Origin of the sequence: Geodermatophilus obscurus, assembly GCF_900143215.1 — a bacterium.
Lineage (GTDB): Bacteria > Actinomycetota > Actinomycetes > Mycobacteriales > Geodermatophilaceae > Geodermatophilus > Geodermatophilus obscurus_A.
Window position 1 is genome coordinate 13,674 of record NZ_FRDM01000042.1, and the last position, 18,338, is coordinate 32,011.

At 75.5% G+C, this 18,338-nt stretch carries 19 protein-coding genes; 9 read left to right on the top strand and 10 right to left on the bottom strand.

Annotated features, from left to right (window positions below; translation table 11 throughout):
• Window positions 1-269 precede the first annotated feature (269 nt).
• From BUB17_RS21935 to BUB17_RS21945, 3 genes are all read right to left on the bottom strand, one after another.
• A complete protein-coding gene (locus tag BUB17_RS21935) occupies window positions 270-2,027 on the bottom strand; it encodes a RecQ family ATP-dependent DNA helicase (protein ID WP_244277424.1) in 1,758 nt (585 codons plus the stop codon).
• A 141-nt stretch (window positions 2,028-2,168) separates the two neighbouring features.
• Entirely contained in the window at window positions 2,169-3,401 is a 1,233-nt protein-coding gene (locus tag BUB17_RS21940; RefSeq protein WP_141243146.1) for a DUF2786 domain-containing protein, read from the bottom strand.
• A 94-nt stretch (window positions 3,402-3,495) separates the two neighbouring features.
• Window positions 3,496-5,823, bottom strand: a complete 2,328-nt coding sequence (locus BUB17_RS21945; protein WP_072920793.1) for a putative bifunctional diguanylate cyclase/phosphodiesterase — start codon at window positions 5,821-5,823, stop codon at window positions 3,496-3,498.
• Window positions 5,824-5,975: 152 nt separating this feature from the next.
• On the opposite strand from BUB17_RS21945, the gene BUB17_RS21950 reads away from it, so the two are divergent.
• The 6 genes from BUB17_RS21950 (at window position 5,976) to BUB17_RS21975 (ending at window position 10,240) form a co-directional block, all read left to right on the top strand.
• Window positions 5,976-6,371: a TOBE domain-containing protein gene (locus BUB17_RS21950; RefSeq protein WP_072920794.1), complete on the top strand. Its 396-nt coding sequence runs from the start codon at window positions 5,976-5,978 to the stop codon at window positions 6,369-6,371.
• Between the two features lie 108 nt (window positions 6,372-6,479).
• On the top strand, window positions 6,480-7,268 hold the full coding sequence (gene modA / locus BUB17_RS21955) for a molybdate ABC transporter substrate-binding protein (RefSeq protein ID WP_141243147.1): 789 nt from the start codon (window positions 6,480-6,482) through the stop codon (window positions 7,266-7,268).
• Window positions 7,265-8,065: an ABC transporter permease gene (locus BUB17_RS21960; protein ID WP_072920795.1), complete on the top strand. Its 801-nt coding sequence runs from the start codon at window positions 7,265-7,267 to the stop codon at window positions 8,063-8,065. The genes modA and BUB17_RS21960 overlap by 4 nt, the downstream gene beginning before the upstream one ends.
• On the top strand, window positions 8,062-9,114 hold the full coding sequence (locus BUB17_RS21965; RefSeq protein ID WP_072920796.1) for an ABC transporter ATP-binding protein: 1,053 nt from the start codon (window positions 8,062-8,064) through the stop codon (window positions 9,112-9,114). The genes BUB17_RS21960 and BUB17_RS21965 overlap by 4 nt, the downstream gene beginning before the upstream one ends.
• 137 nt (window positions 9,115-9,251) lie before the next feature.
• Entirely contained in the window at window positions 9,252-9,833 is a 582-nt protein-coding gene (locus tag BUB17_RS21970) for a nucleotidyltransferase family protein (protein WP_072920797.1), read from the top strand.
• Window positions 9,830-10,240: a molybdenum cofactor biosynthesis protein MoaE gene (locus BUB17_RS21975; protein ID WP_072920798.1), complete on the top strand. Its 411-nt coding sequence runs from the start codon at window positions 9,830-9,832 to the stop codon at window positions 10,238-10,240. Before BUB17_RS21970 ends, BUB17_RS21975 begins: the two co-directional genes overlap by 4 nt.
• On the opposite strand, the gene BUB17_RS21980 is transcribed toward BUB17_RS21975, so the two are convergent.
• The 6 genes from BUB17_RS21980 to BUB17_RS22005 all read right to left on the bottom strand — a co-directional run bounded on the left by BUB17_RS21980 (window position 10,237) and on the right by BUB17_RS22005 (window position 13,885).
• A complete protein-coding gene (locus BUB17_RS21980) occupies window positions 10,237-10,566 on the bottom strand; it encodes a hypothetical protein (RefSeq protein WP_072920799.1) in 330 nt (109 codons plus the stop codon). The two genes, BUB17_RS21975 and BUB17_RS21980, sit on opposite strands and share 4 nt — an antisense overlap.
• Window positions 10,567-10,779: 213 nt before the next feature.
• A complete protein-coding gene (locus BUB17_RS21985; protein ID WP_432416400.1) occupies window positions 10,780-11,274 on the bottom strand; it encodes a GAF domain-containing protein in 495 nt (164 codons plus the stop codon).
• 52 nt (window positions 11,275-11,326) lie between these two features.
• The gene (locus BUB17_RS21990) at window positions 11,327-11,530 is read right to left on the bottom strand and encodes a hypothetical protein (RefSeq protein ID WP_072920801.1); all 204 of its coding nucleotides are present in this window, start codon (window positions 11,528-11,530) and stop codon (window positions 11,327-11,329) included.
• Window positions 11,531-11,622: 92 nt separating this feature from the next.
• The gene (locus BUB17_RS21995) at window positions 11,623-11,871 is read right to left on the bottom strand and encodes a MoaD/ThiS family protein (RefSeq protein ID WP_072920812.1); all 249 of its coding nucleotides are present in this window, start codon (window positions 11,869-11,871) and stop codon (window positions 11,623-11,625) included.
• Window positions 11,872-11,873: 2 nt separating this feature from the next.
• Complete coding sequence (gene moaA / locus BUB17_RS22000; protein ID WP_208983574.1) at window positions 11,874-12,926, bottom strand: GTP 3',8-cyclase MoaA; 1,053 nt, start codon at window positions 12,924-12,926, stop codon at window positions 11,874-11,876.
• 92 nt (window positions 12,927-13,018) lie between these two features.
• Entirely contained in the window at window positions 13,019-13,885 is an 867-nt protein-coding gene (locus BUB17_RS22005; protein ID WP_072920802.1) for a hypothetical protein, read from the bottom strand.
• Window positions 13,886-14,082: 197 nt separating this feature from the next.
• Here BUB17_RS22005 and BUB17_RS22010 point away from each other — a divergent pair, with 197 nt between their 5' ends.
• Window positions 14,083-15,324 (top strand): MFS transporter, encoded by a 1,242-nt coding sequence (locus BUB17_RS22010; protein ID WP_072920803.1) that lies wholly within the window; start codon window positions 14,083-14,085, stop codon window positions 15,322-15,324.
• A gap of 215 nt (window positions 15,325-15,539) precedes the next feature.
• Window positions 15,540-16,379 carry an aldo/keto reductase gene (locus tag BUB17_RS22015; protein ID WP_072920804.1) on the top strand — a complete coding sequence of 280 codons (840 nt, stop codon included), beginning with the start codon at window positions 15,540-15,542 and terminating at the stop codon, window positions 16,377-16,379.
• Between the two features lie 215 nt (window positions 16,380-16,594).
• Here the strand turns inward: BUB17_RS22015 and BUB17_RS22020 are convergent, their stop codons facing one another.
• Complete coding sequence (locus BUB17_RS22020; RefSeq protein ID WP_072920805.1) at window positions 16,595-17,404, bottom strand: DUF3097 domain-containing protein; 810 nt, start codon at window positions 17,402-17,404, stop codon at window positions 16,595-16,597.
• Window positions 17,405-17,720: 316 nt separating this feature from the next.
• Between BUB17_RS22020 and BUB17_RS25715 the strand changes: the two genes are divergently transcribed.
• A partial coding sequence (locus BUB17_RS25715; protein WP_141243148.1) for a PRC-barrel domain-containing protein occupies window positions 17,721-18,338 on the top strand: 618 nt, incomplete at its 3' end.

Genomic DNA, 18,338 nt, shown 5'->3' on the forward strand with positions numbered 1-18,338 from the left:
GCACGCGGGTCGCCCGGTCTCCGTGGTGATCATCGAGCCGCCGGCAGCACTTCGCAGGACGAGGGTCTCGCGTGGCGCCGTCCCGGGTCCCGCCCTGAGCTCTGCCGGCCCCCCGTGCAGGCAGCAGGACCCCGTCCCCCTCACCGTGGCAGGACCTCGTCCTCCCCACCCTTCGCAGGCTCGGGGTGGGACCCGGGACGAGGCCTGCGGCGAGCCTCCGGACGGGGCCTGGCGCGAGCCTGGGAGTGGCGGGGGCAAGGGGTCCTTCATCAGGTGCCGCGGCGCTCGAGCAGGTCGTTGTCCAGGACGGCGGCCAGCGCCAGCGTCTTGTAACCGACCTCCTCGAAGAGGACGACGACCCGGTCGTCCTCGACGCGCATGACGATCCCCGGGCCCCACTGGGCGTGCTGCACCGCCGTCTGCGGCGGGAAGGGCGTCTCGTCCTCGTCGGGCTGCTGCTGCGCCAGGCCGGCGGTGCAGTTGTCGCAGTTGCCGCAGGGCTGCTCGAGCTGCTCGCCGAAGTAGCCGAGCAGGAACTGCCGCCGGCACTCGGTGGTCTCGGCGTAGCCACGCATCATCTCGACCCGGCTCTGCTCGACCCGCTCGCGGTGCTCGGCGAGCTCCCGGGCGGCGGCCGCGGCCTCGCCGGGGGAGGGGGCTCCCTCGGCCGGGTGCGCGGCGCCCTCCTCGTCGAGGACGACGGCCGACACCTGCTCGAGCAGGTTGAGGTCGCGGGCCAGCGGGGTCGCCGGGCGGCCGGTCTCCTCGCGCAGCTGCCGGACGTCGACGCCGTCGTCGATGCCGGCGGCCTCGGCGGCGCCGACCAGGCCGGCGACCTGCTGGAGCTCCTCCTCTGCGGGGACGCCCGCGGCGAAGAAGCGGCGCAGGCCGAGGTCCTCCTGGCGGTAGACCAGGACGGCGAGCGCGGGCTTCCCGTCGCGGCCGGCCCGCCCGATCTCCTGGTAGTAGCTGTCGACGGAGTCGGCGGGTTCGGCGTGCACGACGAAGCGGGTGTCGGGCTTGTCGATGCCCATGCCGAAGGCGGTGGTGGCGACGACGACGTCCAGCTCGTCGTCCATGAACGCGCGCTGGGTGTCCTCGCGGTCGGTCTTCCGCAGGCCGGCGTGGTACGGCTGGACGCGCAGCCCGCGGTCGGCCAGCTCGGCGGCGATCTGCTCGGTGCCCTTGCGGGTGGCGCTGTAGACGATGCCGGGCACCTGCCCGTCGCCGACCAGCGCGGTGACCCGCTCGAGCACCGCCTTCTCCTTGGCGTGGGCGTCGGCGTGCTGCTCGGCCTCCAGCCGGATCTCGGGGCGGTCGAAGCCGGCGACGACGACGCGGGCGTCGCGCATGCCGAGGCGCTCGACGATCTCCGCGCGCACCGGGGGCGCGGCGGTGGCGGTGAGGGCGAGCACCGTCGGGTGGCCGAGCTGCTCGATGACCCCGCCGAGGCGCAGGTAGTCCGGGCGGAAGTCGTGACCCCAGGCGGACACGCAGTGGGCCTCGTCGACGACGAACAGCGCGGGGTGCGCCTTCGCGATGGCCTCCACGACCTCGGGCTTGGCCAGCTGCTCGGGGGCGAGGAAGAGGTGGCGGACCGTTCCGTCCGCGAGTCCTTCCAGGGCGGCGCGCTGGTCGCCGGCCGAGAGCGCGGAGTTCAGCTGGGCGGCCCGGCCGTCGAGTCCGTCGAGCTCGTCGAGCCGGCCGACCTGGTCGCGCTGCAGCGCGATGAGCGGGGAGACGACGAGCACCGGCCCCGCGACCAGCTGCCCGGCGATCTGGTAGACGGCGGACTTGCCCGCGCCCGAGGGCAGCACCGCGAGGGTGTCCCGGCCGGTGACCACGGACTTCGTGGCCTCCTCCTGGCCCGGTCGGAACGCCTCGAAGCCGAGCAGCTCTCGCGCGGTCTCCCGGATGCGGCGGGTGCGGACGGAGGACGACGCCCCCGCGGGGCCGGTCTGTTTCGTGCGCGGCACCGGCTCCGGCTGCCCGGCGTCGGCGATCGGCAAACGGAACGCAGATGGCACGGCACCAGGCCACCCGTCACGGGAGCGGGACGTGTCCGACCACGCACGAGGCGGTCCGGATGTGCACCGCCACGCCCGGGGGGCGCCTTCCTCGTCGACCGCCGCGTGTGCCCGCGGCGTTCCACGTGGAACGCCGGCTCGTCAGCGCAGGTGCGTCCGATGGGACCCGACGTCGGCGAAGTCGGCGGCCGCGCGGCCGGCCCAGTAGCCCCCGGCGTCCATCGACGACCGGCTGCGGGTGCTGCGCACGCGCGGGAACAGCCCGGTGAACGCCTCGTCGACCGCGTCCTGGCGTGAGCGCAGCGCGGGCACCAGGTCCACGCCCTGCTCCGCCGCCGCGGCGCTGGTCGCCCGCTCACGGGCGCTCGTCAGCCGCTCGCCGACGCGGCCCGCGTAGCCCAGCAGGAACGCCCGGCGGAACGAGTGGGACGCCGACCGCCGTCCCGCAGCCCGCTCGGCGGCGCCGAGGGCCTGCCCGGCCTGGAGCAGCAGCGAGGTGAACAGCAGTTCGACCGCGTCGAGGTCGGCGGCGACGCCGACCAGGTTCGCGATGCCCAGGCTCTGGTACCAGACCAGGCGCACGCCGTTCGCGCCGGCGACCGCCCCCAGCAGGTGCATCTTCGCCCGCACGTACGGGTCGTCGACGTGCACGCGGCGGGTGGCGACACCGGTGCGGTGCGGCGTCCCGCCGGTGTCCGGGAGCACCGTGTCGACGGCGTGGCGGCTCATCAGCTCCTGGGCCTTGGCGGTGAGCGCCTCGGCCTCCTCGGGGAACTCGGTCGACTCGGCCTTGGCCAGGAGCGCGCGGATGCGGCGCATCGCCCGCGCGTCGTCGTCGTCGTCGCTACCGGGACCGGCCTCCGCCCGGCGCGCACCGGCGCCCCAGCGGGACGGCGGCGGGACCAGCTGGTCCAGCCGCGCCAGGGTGCGCAGCGTCGTGGCCAGCACCAGCACCTCGCGCCACGCCTCACCCGCCGACCGGCCCTCCGCCCGGTGCCAGGCGGCGACCACCGCGGCGGTGCCGGCGGTCAGTGCGCCCAGCTCGCGCAGTTGCTCGACCCACACCTGGGGTGCGCGGGAGGCGGCGTCGGTGACGCGGGCGTCCTCGGCGATCAGCGCGACCACCAGCCGGGCCGTGCGGGTGGTCGCGCGCCGGCGGACCGTGTGCGCGACGTCGGCCGGTTGCCAGCCCCGCTCCCAGGCCGTGGCGAGGGCCGACAGCAGTGCCCGGGTCGCACCGCCGGTGCCGTCCACGCCCGGGTCGCGCGCGGCCAGGACGGCGGCCATCCCCTCCGCGTCGTCGCCGTCGGGGTGCCAGTCGCCCCGGAGCAGGAGCTCCCGCAGCCAGGAGTCGTCCGCGGTCGTGGTCGCCATGCCCGGGATGCTCTCCCGGCGGTGGGACACCGGCGGTGCAGCCCTGTGGACGGCGGGTCGCCGTCCACAGCCGCTGCCCCGGCCACCCGGGCGGTCACCTCGGACGGCTGAGCCACTCCCGCTCGATCTGCTGCGCGGTCGTCGGGCCGCCCAGGAGGAAGCCCTGGACCTGGGGGCACCCCAGCTCCCGCAGGCGCTGGAGCTGGTCTTCCGTCTCCACCCCCTCGGCGGTGACGGTGGCGCCGAGGTGCTGGGCGAGCGCCAGCACGGCAGAGACGATCGCGTCGGTCGGGCGGTCGTCGGGCAGCCGCGCGACGAAGGAGCGGTCGAGCTTGAACGCCTGCGGCGTCCGCTCGCGCAGCGCCGCGAAGCTGGAGTAGCCGGTGCCGAAGTCGTCCACGGCCAGCGTGACGCCCGCGGCGGTGAAGCGCTCCAGGGCTGCCCGCGCCCCCGGCTCCATCGCGCAGGACTCCGTCATCTCGAGCTCGAGGGCGTCCGCGGGCAGCCCGACGCGGTCGAGCAGCGCGAGCACGCGGGGGGCGAAGTCCGCGGGGAGCAGCTGACGGGTCGAGACGTTGACCGCCACGCGCGGGGTGGCGATCGGGCCGAAGACCCGTCGCCACCGCACGGCCTGGGTGCAGGCCTGCTCGAGCACCTGCATGCCGAGGTCGTGGATCAGCCCGGTCTCCTCGGCCAGGGCGATGAACTCCGCTGCCGGCACGTCCCCGCGCTCGGCGTCGTGCCACCGGGCGAGCGTCTCCACGGCCACGAGCCGGCCGTCGGCCACCCGCACGATCGGCTGGTAGGCGACGGTCACCGCTCCGGCCCCGACCGCCCGGCGCAGCGCGGTGCGCAGCCCCAGCCGGTCCCGGGTCTGCTGGCGCAGGGGTTCGTTGAACACCTCGTAGCGGTGCCCCCCGGTCGCCTTGGCCCGCTGCAGGGCCAGGTCGGCCGCCCGGAGGACCTCCTCGGCGTGCCCGCTCTCGTCGGACCCGATCAGGCCCTCCTGCTCCGCGCGGAGCCGCGGCCGGGCCAGTCCCTCGGCATCGGCGACCGCGACCCCGACGCTGACCGTGACGACGACCTCCCGGCCGTCGACGGCGTACGGCTCGGCCAGTGCGGCGAGCAGCCGCTCGGCGACCCCGGCTGCCTCCTCGACGCCGGTCACGCCGTCGAGCAGGACGGCCATCTCGTCCCCGCCGAGCCGGCTGACCAGGTCGCCGGGCCGCACGGCCTTCTCCAGCCGGCGCGCGACCCCCACGAGCAGCTCGTCGCCGGCGTCGTGCCCGAGCTGGTCGTTGACCCCCTTGAAACCGTCCAGGTCGCAGTACAGCACCGCGAACCTGGCGTCGGGTGTGCGCTCGGCCCGGTGCGCCGCGGCGTCCAGGCGGTCCATGAGCAGGACCCGGTTGGCCAGCCCGGTGAGCGGGTCGTGCACTGCCGCGTGCTCGGCGGCCGCGATGCTGGCCTGCCGGCCGGTGACCAGCGCGCCGAGGGTCAACCCGGCCAGGGTGAGGGTCACCAGGCCGAGCTGCAGCCGCAGCGGGCTCTCGACGACGTCCCGGCCCACCAGTGCCACGGCGAGGGCGTTGGCGACGAGGACGGCGAACGCCGCCCGGGGGAACCCACCGCGGACGGCGATCCAGATGAGCGGCACGTACACCAGGTAGGCCAGGTCCAACCCGCCGACCGCCGGCTCGCCGTAGGCCAGGTATACCGTCGCGAGCAGCAGGGTGGTCTGCCCGACGAGCTCCAGCGGCTGGTCCAGCAAGCGGTCGGCGAGCCGGCCCAGCCACCGTGGCCGGACCCGGCTCGGCCAGGACGGGTGCTCGTCCCCCTGCCCGACCTGGAGCGGGTGGGTGAGCGCCGGCCGGTCGCGCCAGAGCGCGGGTACCCGCCGGCTCGCGACGAGCAGCGCGGGGGTCAGCACCCCGACGCCCGTGGCCCGCCCGGACCAGAAGCCGAGCACGCCGCGGAACAACTCCCCCCACGTCAGCAGCCCGGTGACGGTGTACTGCACGACCTGGGCGACCGCGACGACGAACGGCCCGGCGACGGCGGCCAGCCCCAGCAGCCAGACGACGTCACGCTGACCGGGGAGGCGAGGGTCGATCCGGAGCCGCCGCAGGAGGAGCCAGGCCACGGCCGTGTAGACGGCGGTGCTCAGCACGCCGCCGAGCCAGACGCTGACCCAGCTGACCTCCGGGCTGCTCACCACCAGTCCGTGCAGCGGGTCGGTGAGCAGGAGCAGCGGGGCGTAGCGCAGCCCGAACACGAGCAACAGGGCGAAGCTCAGCCCGGTCGGGGGATACCACAGCGACACCTCCTGGCGTGCCTGGAAGACGCTGGCGATGGCGTCCAGCCCCAACCAGAGCCCCAGGTACACCACCGAGACGATCAGCGGGCCCCACCACCGGCGCATGCTGGTCCCGCCCCTCCTCCGGGTCGGCCGGACGGGTACCGGCTGGGTCCCTCCCGTGCCCCGAGTCCGGGGGCCTACACCCCGCGGCCGCACCGCCGGCCGGTCCCCGACGTGCGGGGGCCGGGACGGGTGCCCCCTCCTACGCTGCCCCGGTGACGACCAGCTACCGGATCGCCGAGGCCGCGGCCCTGCTCGGTGTCAGCGACGACACGGTGCGCCGCTGGATCGACGGCGGCCGGCTGCCGGCCTCCCGCGACGGCGGCGGCCCCGCGCACGTCGACGGCGCCGACCTCGCCCGGCTGGCCACCCAGCTGCACGTGGCCCCCGAGCCCGGTGCCACCCGCGGCTCCTCGGCCCGCAACCGGCTGACCGGCATCGTCACCCGCGTCGTCCGCGACACGGTGATGGCGCAGGTCGAGATCCAGGCCGGGCCGTTCCGGCTGGTCTCGCTGATGTCGCGCGAGGCGGCCGACGAGCTGGGGCTGGACGTCGGCGTGCGGGCCGTGGCCACGGTCAAGGCCACCCAGGTCAGCGTCGACGTCCCCTGACCGGCCGCAGCAGCGGAGTGACGACCTGTCGGGTGGTCGCACCTGCGGGCGCCAGCGGGCTATCGTCCCGCAGGCGCGGACCAGAGCGGTCCGCCGTGGGGAGGTCCGGTGTCCAGGCGTGCCCTGCTCGGAACGGCGCTCGTGCTCGTGCTCGTGCTGGCCGGCTGCGGCGGGTCGGCGGGCGGTTCGGCGACGGCGCCCAGCGACGGCCCGGCCGAGCCGGGCGGCACGCTGACCGTCTTCGCCGCCGCCTCGCTCACCGACGTCTTCCCCGGACTCGGTGAGCAGCTCGAGGCCGACCACCCCGGCCTGGACGTGCGGTTCACCTTCGCCGGCAGCTCGGCGCTGGCCACCCAGGTCGCCCAGGGCGCCCCGGCCGACGTCTTCGCCAGCGCCAACGAGTCGCAGATGGCCGTCGTCACCGAGGCCGGGCTGGCCGACGGCGAGCCGCAGGTCTTCGCCGCCAACGTGCTGCAGATCGCCGTCCCGGCGGGCAACCCGGCCGGCGTCACGGGGCTGGCCGACCTCGCGCGGGAGGAGCTGACGATCGCGGTCTGCGCTCCGCAGGTGCCGTGCGGCGCGGCTGCCGAGGACGTCTTCGCCGCGGCCGGCCTCGAGGCAGCGCCCGACACGCTCGAGGAGGACGTGCGGGCCGCGCTGACCAAGGTCGAGCTCGGCGAGGTCGACGCCGCGCTGGTCTACACGACCGACGTCACTGCGGCCGGGGACGCCGTCGAGGGCATCGACGTCCCGCAGGCCGAGCGGGCGGTCAACGACTACCCGATCGCGGTGCTGGCCGACGCCCCCAACCCGCAGGCGGCCGCCGCCTTCGTCGAGCTGGTGCGCTCGGACCAGGGGCAGCAGGCGCTGGCGGACGCCGGCTTCCGCACTCCATGAGGCGCAGGAGCGAGCCCGGCGTCCCGCTGCCGCTGCTCGTCCCGGCGGTCCTCGCCGTCGCCTTCCTGGTCCTGCCGCTGGCCGGCCTCGTCCTCCGCACGCCCTGGGCTGAGCTGGGCCCGCAGCTGACCAGCCCGGCGGTCGGCCAGGCGCTGCGCCTGAGCCTGGTCTCCGCCACGGCCGCGACCGCGCTGTCCCTGGTGCTCGGCGTCCCGCTGGCCTGGGTGCTCGCCCGCTCTCGCGCCCGCGGCCGGTCGGTGCTGCGCGCCCTGGTCACCGTGCCGTTGGTGCTGCCCCCGGTCGTCGGCGGCGTCGCGCTGTTCCTGGTGCTGGGCCGGCAGGGCCTCGTCGGGCGCTGGCTGGACCAGGCCCTCGACGTGACGATCCCGTTCACCACCACCGCGGTCGTCATCGCCGAGACCTTCGTGGCCATGCCGTTCCTCGTCATCAGCGTCGAGGGCGCGCTGCGCGCCGCCGACGCCCGCTTCGAGGACGCCGCCGCCACCCTGGGCGCCGACCGGTGGACGACGTTCCGCCGGGTCACCCTGCCGCTGGTCGCGCCCGGCATCGCCGCCGGCGCGGTGCTGTGCTGGGCCCGGGCGCTCGGCGAGTTCGGCGCCACCATCACCTTCGCCGGCAACTTCCCCGGGACGACGCAGACGATGCCGCTGGCGGTCTACCTGGCGCTCCAGCAGGACCCGGACGCGGCGATCGTGCTCTCCCTCGTGCTGCTCGCCGTCTCCGTCGCGACGCTGCTCCTCCTGCGCGACCGCTGGCTCACCCGGGCGGTGCGGTGAGCCTCGCCGCGTCCGTTCGGGTCGACCGGGGACCGCTGACCGTCGAGCTCGACCTCGAGGTGGCCGACGGCGAGGTGCTCGCCGTCCTCGGGCCCAACGGCGCGGGCAAGTCCACGCTGCTGCGCGTGCTCGCCGGGCTGCTGCCGCCTGACGACGGCCGGGTCGCCGTCGGCGCGGAGACGTGGGACGACGTCCCCGCCGGCGTGCGGGTGCCCGCCCACGAGCGCCGCCTCGGCATGGTCTTCCAGGACCACCTGCTCTTCCCGCACCTGTCGGTCACCGACAACGTCGCCTTCGGGCTGCGCACCCGCGGCCGCGGCAAGCCCGCTGCTCGCGCCGCGGCCCGCGACTGGCTGGCCCGGGTGGGCATCGCCGAGCTCGGCGACCGGCGGCCCGGCCGGCTCTCCGGCGGGCAGGCGCAGCGGGCAGCGCTGGCCCGGGCGCTGGTGGGCGAGCCGGCGCTGCTGCTGCTCGACGAGCCGCTCTCGGCGCTGGACGCCCGCACCCGGCTCACCGTCCGTGCCGAGCTGCGCCGCCACCTCGGCGAGTTCCCCGGCAGCACGGTGCTCGTCACCCACGACCCGGTCGACGCGATGGCGCTGGCCGACCGGGTGGTCGTCGTGGAGGCGGGCCGCGTCGTGCAGGCCGGGACGCCGGCCGACGTCAGCCGCCACCCGCGCACCGACTACGTCGCCCGGCTGGTCGGCCTGGCGCTGCTGCCGGGCACCGGTGAGGGGACGACGGTGCGGCTGGACGGCGGCGGCCGCGTGGCGGTGGCCGAGGAGGCGGCGGGGCCGGTGTTCGTCGCCGTCCGCCCCGAGTCGGTGGCGCTGTGGCCGGCCCGGCCGGAGGGCAGCCCGCGCAACGTGTGGCCGGCCCGGCTGGTGTCGGCCACGCCGCACGGGTCGACGGTGCGCTGCGAGCTCGACGGCGAGGTGCCGCTGCTGGCCGACGTCACGGCGGCCGCCTTCGCCGAGCTGGGGCTGGCCCCCGGCACGCCGGTGTGGGCGTCGGTCAAGGCCTCCGACGTCGCCGTCTACGCGCGCTGAGAGGGTGGGGTCGTGAGCCCGCCGGATGATCAGCTGAGCTCAGCGTTGTGCGTCCTGGCTCACCATCGACGGTGAGCCAGGACGCCGCACGATCAGGTCACCTGATCATCTGCGACACCGGTTGAGAGGGTGGGGTCGTGAGCACGGTCGCGGGGCTGGTCCTCGCCGCGGGCGGCGGGCGCCGCTACGGCATGCCGAAGGCGCTGGTCGAGTACGAGGGCAGCCTGCTGGTGGAGCGGGCGGTGCGGACGGCGCGGGCGGTGTGCGACCCGGTGCTCGTCGTCCTCGGGGCGCAGGCGGTCGACGTCTGGCGGGCGGCGGACCTCGACGGCGCCACCGTGCTGGCCAACCGCGACTGGGAGACCGGCATGGCCTCCTCGCTGCGCACCGGCCTCGACGGGCTGCGCGGCTGGCCCGGTCGGGTCGACGCCGTGCTGGTCACGCTGGTGGACATGCCGGGGATGACGCCGGAGGCGCTGCGCGCCCTCGCCGCGCACGCCGCCCCGGACGCGTTGGCGATCGCCAGCTACGACGGCGTCCGCGGGCACCCGGTGCTGCTCGGCCGCGAGCACTGGGCCGGCGTGGCCGCGACCGCGACCGGCGACGAGGGCGCCCGCCGGTACCTCGCCGGCGCCGACGTCACCGAGGTCGACTGCACCGGCCTGGCCGATCCGACCGACCTCGACGTGCCACCCGGCGAGGTACCGTCGGCGCCGTGATCGCCCGGGTCGTCGACGCCCCCCTGTCCGTCGCCGAGCACGAGGACGCCGTCGCCGACAAGGCAGCCGGCGCGGTCGTCTCCTTCGCCGGCGTGGTCCGCGACCACGACGGCGGCCGGTCGGTGACCGAGCTGGAGTACGTGGGCCACCCGAGCGCCGAGCAGGTCATCGTCGAGCTGGCCGAGGAGTTCGCCGCGCGGCCCGACGTGCACGCCGTCGCCGTCTCCCACCGGGTCGGCATGCTCGGCATCGGCGACGTCGCGCTGGCCTGTGCGGTCAGCTCCGCGCACCGCGGCCAGGCGTTCGCCGCCTGCGCCGAGCTCGTCGACCTCGTCAAGGAGCGGCTGCCCATCTGGAAGCGGCAGGTCTTCACCGACGGCGAGGAGGAGTGGGTCGCCTGCCCCTAGCGGGGCCGAGGCAGCAGCCGCGCCTCGACGATCTTCGTGGCGCCGGTGGCCCGCGCGGCCACCTCGCCGCTGCGCTGCCGCACCCGGTCGAGCATCTCGGTGTCGCCGAGCGGCATCGTGGCGACCAGCCGCTCCGCCCGGCCGACCTCCGGGTCGGCGAGCACCGCGTCGACCAGGCGGGCGCCGGTTCCCAGCGGCAGGTGGCCGGACTCGACGTGCATCGCGGAGGCCACGACCCCCGGCACCTCGGTGCGGCGGATCTCGGCCTCGGCGAGCACACGGCCGTCGGCCTGTACCCGGACGACGGACAGCACGGTACGGGTCATCGTTGACGTCTCCACGACTCGGACGGACGGGTGGCCGCTGGGGCCTATGGCGGCGCGCGGCTCCGCGCAGGCACCCGGGACAGCGCAGCGCTGCCCCGTCACGGGCCAGCCTCCCGGCCGCTCCTGTCGTCGGGTAGGGCCTTCCGTCCCACGACGGTGGGACCCGCTCCACGCCGGTCGGCAGATGCCGCGACCCGCGCCGGGCCGGGCCGGTCAGTCCCGGAGGGCCGGCGGGTCGGACGGCGTCATGCCGGCGGCGATGAGCGTGCTCAGCAGGCGTGCCACCGCCTCGACCAGGGGCAGGTCGCGTGCGGCGCCGCGGGGCCGGGCGCGGAACCCGAAGGCGCACAGCGTGCCGAACAGTTCCCCCTCCGGGCTCACGATCGGGACGCCGATGTAGGCGCCGATCCGCGAGGCCGGCCCGGTTCTGCGCTTGGCGAAGGCCGGGACGGCAGCGGTGACCGTGGCCGCCCGCGGGGCCTCCCCGGCGACCATGGCACGGCAGAAGGTGTCCGCCCACGGCAGCCAGGTCCCCGGGCGGATCACGTCGGGGGGATGGGCGTGCACCACGACCTGCCGGTCGTCCACGACCCGGGTCACCACCCACACGTCCCAGCCCAGGCGCTGGTGCAGCGCCTCGAGCGCCCCGCAGGCCGCAGCCGAGAAGTCGCGCCAGGGGGCGACGTCGAGGACGGGTGGAGTGGCCACGCCCACCATCGTCCTCGATCCGTCGCGATTCCGGTACGGCACCGTGCGCAAGTCAGCGGACCGGGGCCGCCCCGTCGTCCGGGTGACGCCGGACGTCGTCCTCGCCGAGCACGGCATCCTCCTCGGCCTCCGCCTCCAGGCGATGGGCCTCCCCGTGCAGCTGCGCGGCGGCGTCACCGTGGGACTCGCCGTACACCTCCTCGGCGCGGCCGACCAACTCCTCGACCTTGGCCTTGGCCCTCTCCCAGATGCTCATGGGGTCATTCTCTGCCGACGACGGGCCGACCGGGCGGCCCCCGTGCAGGGCCCGGCCGCGAGCTCGCGAGTGGTGGGGGGCACGGGGGCCTCTCAGCCCCCGGCGAAGGGGGGCAGCACGTCGACGACCGTTCCCGGCGCCAGCGTCAGCGACCGGTCCCGCGTCTGGGTGCCGTCGACGAGGAACGAGCAGGCGGTGAGCACCTTCTCCAGCCGCTCCCCGTGCGTCTCGACGATCTGACCGACGAGCTCGTCGAGCGTGCCGGCGTCCCGGGTCTCGCTCTCCACGCCGGCGGCAGCACGGGCTCCGGCGAAGTACCGGACGGTGACGCTCGATGTCACGGTCACCCCCCGATCGCCGACATGGGCCGCGCGGGCTGCAGGAAGCTCGGGTCGTCGATGCCGTGCCCGGGCAGCTTGCCGAGGGTGGCGATCCGCCAGCGGTCGGCCAGTTCCGCATCGGTGGCGCCGTCGCGCATCGGCGTCCGCAGGTCGGACTCCTCGCGGGCGAACAGGCAGTTGCGGATCTGCCCGTCGGCGGTCAGCCGGGTGCGGTCGCAGCTGCCGCAGAACGCACGGGTCACCGAGGCGATGACCCCGACGGTCGCCGGGCCGCCGTCGACCAGCCAGCGCTCGGCCGGGGCGGAACCGCGCTTCTCGGTGTCCGGGGTGAGCGTGTGCGCCGCCGACAGCCGCTCGAGGATGTCCTCGGCGGTGACCATCTCGCCGCGGGTCCAGGCGTGGTGGGCGTCCAGCGGCATCTGCTCGATGAAGCGCAGCTGGTAGCCGTGCTCCAGGCAGAAGTCCAGCAGCGGGACGGCGTCCTCCTCGTTCATCCCGCGCAGCAGGACGGCGTTGACCTTGACCGGCGTCAGCCCCGCGCGCTGGGCGGCGGCCAGGCCGGCGAGCACGTCGTCGAGCCGGTCGCGGTGGGTGAGCTGCTTGAAGCGGTCGCGGTCGACGGTGTCGAGGCTGCAGTTGATCCGGTCCAGGCCGGCGGCGGCCAGCCCCGGGGCGACCCGGGCCAGGCCGATCGCGTTGGTGGTGAGGCTGACCTCCGGGCGCGGCTCCAGCGCGGTCGCGGCGGCCACGATGCCGACCAGGCCGGGGCGCAGCAGGGGCTCGCCGCCGGTGAAGCGGACCTCGCGGATGCCCAGCTGCTCGACGCCGATGCGGACCAGCCGGGCGATCTCCTCGTCGGTGAGCACCTCGACCTTGGGCAGCCAGTCCAGGCCCTCGGGGGGCATGCAGTAGGTGCAGCGCAGGTTGCACCGGTCGGTCAGCGACACCCGCAGGTCGGTCGCGACCCGACCGTGCCGGTCCACCAGCCCGCCGGTGCCGGGGGCGGGGTCCGGACGGCGGACCACCGGGTCCGGGAGCGGGCTGGTCGAGGTCACACCCCGAATGTAGTGCGGGGGAGGGACGGTGCGCCCCTCCCCGGACGGGCGGCGCGGGGACGGCCGGGGGTCCGGCCGTCCCCGCGCGGGCCTCAGCCGATCGGGGTCGGCGACACCGGCTCCGGCGGGACCGGCACCGAGCCGCGGATCCGGTTGCGCGCCTGGCAGTCGCTGGTGCAGTTCGTGGCGCCGGCCGACAGCTCGATCGCGTCCTCGCCGAGCACGCCGCCCATCCGGCCGCCCGAGGCGACCGACCAGCGGGTGGTCGTGGCGGTCTGCTCCAGCTTGGTCGCCACCTGCGGGCTGTCCTTGCCCAGCAGCATCTGGTGGGTGGCGTCGCCGGGGACGCCGTCGCCGAAGTTGACCTTCCCGGTGTACTCGTTGACGAAGTAGAAGAGCGTCGGGCCGAGGGTGTGCACGTACTCGACCGGGCCGCCGAACTCCTGCTCCATCTGGAAGATGCCGCCCTGCGGGGCGTCCTTGGCCTGCACCTTGAGCTTCCCGGCGGCGGTGCTGAACTCCGCGACGAGGACGCCGTCGCGCAGCCGCAGCTCGCCGATCCGCACGCCGCGCAGCTGGGGGGCGGTCAGCTGCGGCACCTTGGCGGCGAAGACGACGGTCGGAGCGGTCACCATCCGCTGCGGGTCCGGCGCGCCGGTCAGCGTGTAGCCGTACACGCCGAGCGTCGCCGGGTCGATCGTGAAGGTGACGTGCCGGCCGCGGACGGCGATCGGGCCGGTCGGCGTCACGTCGCGCAGCCGCGCCTCCGAGCCGGCCGCCGGGTTGGTCGTCCGGCCGTTGACCGTGACGGCGAAGTCGCCGGCGGTGGCCGCCGAGCCGCCGCCGTCCTCGGCGGACGCGGGGTCGTCGCCCTTGGCGGCCGCGGTACCGGGGGCGAGCAGGACGGTGAGACCGAGCAGGAGGGCCAGCAGGCGGCGCGGGCGGGTGGTCGCGGACACGGGGCTCCTTCGACGGGGGTGCGGCGCGTGTGCGGTCGCTCACACACGGTGCATGAACCGTCAAGCACACCGGCGGAGGCGCGCCGCGCCGAATCCGGCGGCGCCCCGTGCGGGTCCGTTGCTACCGTCGCGGCGCCACCCGAGAGACCGGCGGGCAGCCCCGCACTCGCTCGTGGCCAGGAAGCGCGAGACGTCCCGTGTCACCCCGCACCGTGTTCAGCCCCTACGCCCGCCTGTTCGCCGTCCCCGGCTCGGTGGCGTTCTCCTTCGCCGGGTGGGTCGCCCGGCTGCCCATCCCCATGCTCGGCCTGGGCGCGGTCCTGCTCGTCGCCGGTGAGACCGGCAGCTACGGCCTGGCCGGCGCGGTGTCGGGCACGCTGGCGCTGAGCTTCTCGGTCGCCAGCCCGCAGTGGGCGCGCGCCATGGACCGCCGCGGCCAGGGCGCCGTCCTGCGCTGGGCGATGACCGGCTACCTGCTCTCCGGCGTCGCCTTCGTCGCGGCGGTCACCACCGGGGCGCCGCTGTGGACCTGGTTCGTGCTGGCCGCGCTGTGCGGTGCGAGCGGGCCGAACATCGGCTCGCTGGTGCGCGCCCGGTGGGCCGAGGCGCTGGCCGAGCCGGGCCGCCGGCAGACCGCGTTCGCGCTGGAGGCCGTCGTCGACGAGGTCGTCTTCGTCGTCGGCCCGCCGCTGGTGACGCTGCTGGCCACGCTCATCGCCCCGCCCGTCGGGTTCCTCACCGGCATCACGCTCGGCGCGGTCGGCGGCTTCTGGCTGGCCCGGCAGCGCGCCACCGAGCCGGCCGTCTCGCCGGCCGACCCCGGCGCGCCGTCCCGCCGGTGGGCAGCGCTCAACGCGACGGTGCTGGTGGTGGCGGTCACCTACGCGGCGGTCGGCACCGTGTTCGGGGCGATGGACGTCGTCGTGGTCGGGTTCGCCGACGAGCAGGGCGCGCCTGCGCTCGCCGGCCTGGCGCTGGCGGTCTACGCGTTCGGCAGCCTCGTGGCCGGCCTGCTCTACGGCGTGGCCCGGCTGCCCGGGACGCTGGCCGCGCGCTTCGTGGTCACCGCCGTCGCCTTCGGCCTGGCCGCGCAGCTGCTGTGGGGTGTCGGCTCGCTGGCGGTGCTGGTGGCCGCGGGCTTCCTGGCCGGCACGGCGATCGCGCCGGTGCTGGTCTCGGGCACCTCGCTGGTCGAGTCGCGGGTCCCACGCACCGCCCTGACCGAGGCGCTGTCGTGGACCACCACCGGGCTCACCCTCGGCGTCACGGCCGGGTCCGCGGTCGCCGGTGCGGCCGTCGACGCGTGGGGCGCGGAGTCCGCGTTCGCCGTCCCGGCCGGGGCCGCGGCGCTCGCGGCGCTGATCGCGCTGGCCGGCGCGCCGCTGCTGCGCTCCCGGGCGGCGCCGGTTGCGCCGGATCTGGCCCGGGACGCCGCGTGAGCTCCCGTGCGGCCACCGGCCGACGACGACCGCCCGCTGCGCGTCCGGATGACCCGGCCGCGCTGGACCTGTTCGCGTCCGGCCCGCCGGTCCAGTCGCTCGACTCCTCCTGACGGCGGGTTGAGCGCCGGGCTCTCGGGTAGGCGGTCGTCAGGCAGGCCGCGCGCCCCGGTGTGTGCGTGGCGCCCCCCCATCCGTCAGCGAGAGGAGCCCTCGTGGCCACCGTGCCCACCATCCGACTCAACAACGGCGTCGAGATCCCCCAGCTGGGGTTCGGCGTCTACCAGGTCCCGCCGGAGGACACCGCCGACGCCGTCGCCACGGCCCTGGAGATCGGCTACCGGCACATCGACACCGCCGAGATGTACGGCAACGAGAAGGGCGTCGGCGAGGCCGTCGCGCGCTCCGGCATCGACCGCGGCGAGGTCTTCGTGACCAGCAAGCTGAACAACGGCTTCCACCGCCGGGACGACGCCCTGCGCGCCTTCGACCAGACGCTGGGCGACCTCGGCTTCGACCACCTGGACCTCTTCCTGATCCACTGGCCGCTGCCGGGGATCGACGTCGACTACATCGAGACCTGGAAGGCGATGGAGGAGATCTACGCCAGCGGTCGCTGCCGCGCGATCGGCGTCTCCAACTTCCAGACCCACCACCTGCGCCGGCTGTTCAGCGAGACCGAGGTGCGCCCGGCGGTCAACCAGATCGAGGTGCACCCCTACCTCACGCAGGAGGAGCTGCGGGCCTTCGACGCCGACCACGAGATCGTCACCGAGGCCTGGTCGCCGATCGCGCAGGGCAAGGTGCTCGACGACCCGGCGATCGTGGCCATCGCCGAGCGCCTGGACCGCACCCCGGCCCAGGTCGTGCTGCGGTGGCACGTGCAGCGCGGGGACGTCGTCTTCCCCAAGTCGGTCTCCCGCCAGCGCATGCAGGAGAACTTCGAGCTGTTCGACTTCGAGCTCGGCACCGACGACCTGGCCACGCTGAGCGGCCTGGACCGCGGCGAGCGCACCGGTCCCGACCCGGACACCTTCAACTACGTCCCGGGCTGATCCTCCCGGTCCCAGCGTCCTCCCGATCCCAGCGCGATCATGGCGCCGGAACCACCTCCGGAACCGCCGGAGTGGTCCCGGCGCCATGATCGCCATCAGTCGGCGCTCGGCGGGGGGGGGCTCCCGCCGCAGGTCCCGATCGCAGGGACCCCCGGGTGCGCTCGGTGCGCGGTCGAGCGCGTCACGAGGAACGCGCGGGCGCGGGGACCGGGAGGTCAGTCCGTCGTGACGAAGTCGATGAGTTCCTCGACCCGGCCGATCAGCGCCGGCTCCAGGTCGGTCCAGCTGCGCACCCGGGCGAGGATCCGCTGGGCCCAGACGTAGCCGGTGTCGTCCTCCCAGCCCAGCCGGCGGCAGACGCCGTCCTTCCAGGACTCGCCCCTGGGCACCGTCGGCCAGGCCTTGATGCCGACGACCGACGGCTTGACGGCCTGCCAGATGTCGATGAACGGGTGGCCGACGACGAGCGCGTGCTCGCCGGTCACCTGCCCGGCGATGCGGGACTCCTTGGAGCCGGTCACCAGGTGGTCGACCAGGACGCCGAGCCGCCGTCCGGACGCCGGGCGGAAGTCGCGCACGATGCCGGGCAGGTCGTCGACACCGTGCAGCGGCTCCACGACGACGCCCTCGATGCGCAGGTCGTGGCCCCAGACCTTCTCGACGAGCTCGGCGTCGTGCTTGCCCTCGACGTAGATGCGGCCCTCGCGGGCGACCCGGGCCCGGGCGCCGGCGACGTAGGTCGAGCCCGACGCGCTGCGGGTCGGGGTCACCGGTACCTGCGGCCTCGGCCGCACGAGGACGACCGGTCGGCCGTCGACCCAGAAACCGGGGCCGAGCGGGTAGGCGCGCACGCGGCCGTTGCGGTCCTCGAGGTGGACGACGTCCTTCTCGCAGCGCACCACGGCGCCCACGAACCCGGAGCTCGGGTCCTCGACGACCAGGTCGCGCTCGGCCTCGACCTGGGGACTGGGCTTCTTGACGGTGCGCGGGTGCACCAGGTTGTCGTACGGCGAGCGGGGAGGCACGCCCTCCAGGATGGGCAGCCAGGGGCCGGACGGCGGAGGCGACGCGCCGGTGCCGGACCATCCGCGACACGCCCGGGCGGTCGACGGTGACGGTTGGTCACAGTTCGCCCCCCTCGCCCAGGCCCCGGCAACACCCCCGTGACCTGCGCTCTGAGCAGCGGAGATGCGGCACGGATCCGTCCCCGGAGCCGTTCGACACGCCGATGTCCCGTCCGACCGGGCGTGTCGGGACGATTGTGGCCGTTTCGTGATCCGTTCGGCGGACACCCCCTCTGTGACCGGGAACACCCCCTGCTCAGATGGGAGCAAAGCCACCATGATCGGCACCGAAGCCATCAGCCGCGTGATCGGCAAGGACGTCTACGACCAGAGCGGTGACAAGATCGGCTCGGCCTCCGAGGTCTACCTCGACGACGAGAGCGGTCAGCCGGAGTGGGTCACGGTGCGTACCGGCCTGTTCGGCACCAAGGAGTCCTTCGTCCCGATCCGGGACGCCGACCTCACCGACGACGGCCTCCGCGTACCGGTGAGCAAGAGCCAGGTCAAGGACGCCCCGAAGGTCGACACCGACGGGCACCTGTCGCCGCAGGAGGAGCAGGAGCTCTACCGCTACTACGGCATGCAGGGCGGTCAGGGGACGCAGACCGACACCACCGTGGGCCGGGTCGACCGCGACCAGCAGGCGGTCATGGACCCCTCGACGACGACGGGGACGGCCGGCAGCGGCCGCGACCGTGACGTCGTCGACCCCACGACGACGACCGAGACCACCGGGCGGGCCGGGATGGCCGCCGGCGCCGCCGGGTCGGCCGGGATGGCCGCGGGGACGACGGGCCGCGCCGACCGCGACCGGGACGGGCGGGCCGACCACACCGGCGAGGCCGGCGTCGTCGGCCGGGACGTCTCCGGGCCGACCACCGACGAGGCGATGACC

Bases quoted from the DNA above. Each gene is read 5' to 3' on its own strand.
- BUB17_RS21940 (WP_141243146.1), bottom strand. From the start codon at position 3,401: ATGGCGACCACGACCGCGGACGACTCCTGGCTGCGGGAGCTCCTGCTC.
- BUB17_RS21990 (WP_072920801.1), bottom strand. From the start codon at position 11,530: ATGAGCATCTGGGAGAGGGCCAAGGCCAAGGTCGAGGAGTTGGTCGGC.
- BUB17_RS21945 (WP_072920793.1), bottom strand. From the start codon at position 5,823: ATGCGCCGGTGGTGGGGCCCGCTGATCGTCTCGGTGGTGTACCTGGGG.
- BUB17_RS21980 (WP_072920799.1), bottom strand. From the start codon at position 10,566: ATGACCCGTACCGTGCTGTCCGTCGTCCGGGTACAGGCCGACGGCCGT.
- BUB17_RS21960 (WP_072920795.1), top strand. From the start codon at position 7,265: ATGAGGCGCAGGAGCGAGCCCGGCGTCCCGCTGCCGCTGCTCGTCCCG.